Annotated in this window: 3 protein-coding genes and 1 pseudogene; 2 read left to right on the top strand and 2 right to left on the bottom strand. The window is 59.0% G+C overall.

Annotated features, from left to right (window positions below):
• A pseudogene (locus ACZXDY_RS45600) lies at positions 1-243 on the top strand (hypothetical protein); the annotation flags it as partial.
• Positions 244-380: 137 nt separating this feature from the next.
• A complete protein-coding gene (locus ACZXDY_RS45595; protein WP_464349973.1) occupies positions 381-620 on the top strand; it encodes a hypothetical protein in 240 nt (79 codons plus the stop codon).
• 573 nt (positions 621-1,193) lie between these two features.
• On the opposite strand, the gene ACZXDY_RS45590 is transcribed toward ACZXDY_RS45595, so the two are convergent.
• Positions 1,194-1,457 carry a hypothetical protein gene (locus ACZXDY_RS45590; RefSeq protein ID WP_464349972.1) on the bottom strand — a complete coding sequence of 88 codons (264 nt, stop codon included), beginning with the start codon at positions 1,455-1,457 and terminating at the stop codon, positions 1,194-1,196.
• A gap of 5 nt (positions 1,458-1,462) precedes the next feature.
• Positions 1,463-1,795 carry a hypothetical protein gene (locus ACZXDY_RS45585; RefSeq protein WP_464349971.1) on the bottom strand — a complete coding sequence of 111 codons (333 nt, stop codon included), beginning with the start codon at positions 1,793-1,795 and terminating at the stop codon, positions 1,463-1,465.
• Between the last annotated feature and the right edge of the window lie 517 nt (positions 1,796-2,312).

The following is a 2,312-nucleotide window of genomic DNA, read 5'->3' as shown; positions in this document are numbered from 1 at the left end:
GTCGATCCCTTCAAAGAGATCGTGAAACTCGCCTATCTCGTGTGCCGCGAGAAGGTGGGAGCGGAACGACGCTTACGATCGATCGCATTCGCCCTCGCGCTGGCGCTGTCGGGATCAACGGCACTTGCGCAAAATCAAAAGCCTGATGTTTCGGCTGCGCCGAGCGCCCAAAGCTCAGGCGCCGGAATAGCGGGCCAACCCGGAAACAAGAGCGGCCCTGCGGCGAAGCAGCCACCGCGCTAGTGATCACGGCAGCAAGCTTGGGAATTGGACGTAGTCATAGTTCTTGGTGAGTCCTACCCCGGCCGGCTGCTGTGTTTAGCTTCTCGTCCTAATTTGGCTTTTTGAACCAAATGACCGGCCATGGCATTGAGGGGTTTATGGCTGAGTCATTCGGCACCGAATTTACAATTGTTGAAGTAACGGCGGACGACGCGATGACCCGCCCAAGCAAGCAACTTTGGGTCGCTGCAGCTAAACCGAGCCAAGCCCTTACCCTGGTTCTGACAGCGATCCCAGAAGGTTGGACGGCGGAGTTTGCGACTGGACACCTGACGCGCCTGCAATTGAAAGCGCTGAAAAACCTACACCTCAAGCCTGGCGAAGTGCATAAGCTGTAAAGGCCGCCTCGGCTCAGAAGCAAATGCGAGTTCCTCTTCAGGACAGCTCGGCGCCTTCCGGCGTGATTTTCACTAGTTGCCGCTCTCATGCATCCAGAGCCCACGCTAACCGTCCATTTACCGCGTTGCGGCTTTTCGCCTGTCCCGCCCTTGTGATGCCGGCCTCTCGACGCAGCATCAAGGGGCCGGGTGGTGTCCCCTAACCCCCTGCCCGGCTCTGCCGACCAAGCGGCCCTCGCGCCTGTCTGCCCCTGCGCGCGGGGGCCGTTCTCATATGGCGTGTCGATGGATATCGAGATCAGCGGCCACGCGCGTAGAAGTGGCAATGGGTCGCTGCAATTCGTGCTTGGCACTTAACGCATGTTGCGGCGGCTCCGCCCTGTCCGTGTCTTGTATATCGGGCATGCCTCTGCAGTGTCCGCGCTGGGCCTCCATGAACATGCCCCCTTGGATGCGCTGGCGCGGCACTGTAGCGGTTGCCCTTGTCAGCCAGCCCGTGCGCCTTTAGGTGCGCCGATAACGGGCCTGCGAGGTGCGCTTGGGGGTGCACGGTGCGGGCTGCGACGGAGATTTCTAGGCAAACAGCTCAGCGCCTTCCGGCGTGATCTTCACGTAGGTGCCACTCTCATGCATCCAGAGCCAGCCGCGCTCGATCGCGAGCTTTAGGCCAGCGCCGTACTCGGCCGGCTTAGCCTTGTCCTGAAAGAGCATCGGGTAATTGATTTTCTCGATGTGGATGCGGTCGTCCTGCACGGGCTCGATCGTGCTTGCGATCTCCAACAGTCGGCGCGCGGCCTTCTCAGGGTCCGCGTAGGGTCCGTCTTCGATGTACTTCATGCGCCTTACCTCTTGTGCCAGGGTCGGCTTCGGTCCCGCGAGATTCGACGGGCCTCCGCAATATCCTCATCGCTGAGGCGCGAAAGCACCCGCAACCACGCCGCTTTGAAAAGAAGTTTTGCGTCCTCAAGGTCTGCGCTGCTGCCGCGGTGATCGGGCTGCTGGGGGACGTTAGGCAGGATGACAGCCCAGTTCCAGATGTCATGGCCGCCGAACCCGTGGGTGCTGTAGATGCGCCCGATCGTAAAGTCATCCCAGATGACCACATAGTCACCTTCGCGCGTCTCGTCGCCGATTAGGGTAGGGCGGAGGAAGAGATCGGCGGGCGAGATCGGCACGTTGGCTAAAGATCGTGGCTTGTGATCATCGGGCGCTTACCCGAGGGAGCGGAGCCCTTCGCTCTTTCGAGCGCATCCAGCCTTCTTTGGCGATCCAGCTTGTCAAGAAGCCCAGCCTCGAACACCGGACCGGAGACATCATAGTCGCCGCAGAACCCGCAACGGATCGTCCGTCCATCGAACGTCGCAACGGTAGTGTCTTGGGCCTCAGCCCCGCAAACGGGACAACTGATCGGTTTCAAATTGGCCATACTCCGCCTTCCGCGCATTTCTCCGAATACTTGGGTTTTATTGCGACGAACAAATTTAATAAATTAATCTATTTAATTGTTAAATGTCGTATTTATTGATATTGTTTGGGGTTGGTCAGAATGCAGGAGGTATCTGTGAAGATTGTATCTGCCATTCCCGCTGCCTTTTTTGCCCTAGCTCTGATCATGATTGCCCCACCTGCGAATGCCTGCAACGGCGGCGGGAATTGCGAGAACGCCCCCGGTCGAGACCCGCCCGGTCACCG

The sequence above is a fragment of the Bradyrhizobium sp. LeoB3 genome, assembly GCF_055456055.1.
The sequence above is the reverse complement of the archived record's forward strand: the minus strand, read 5'-3'. Positions and strand labels throughout refer to the sequence as shown.

What these genes read in the sequence shown, in the direction of transcription:
- ACZXDY_RS45590 (WP_464349972.1), bottom strand. Translation starts at nt 1,457, where the DNA reads ATGAAGTACATCGAAGACGGACCCTACGCGGACCCTGAGAAGGCCGCG.
- ACZXDY_RS45595 (WP_464349973.1), top strand. Translation starts at nt 381, where the DNA reads ATGGCTGAGTCATTCGGCACCGAATTTACAATTGTTGAAGTAACGGCG.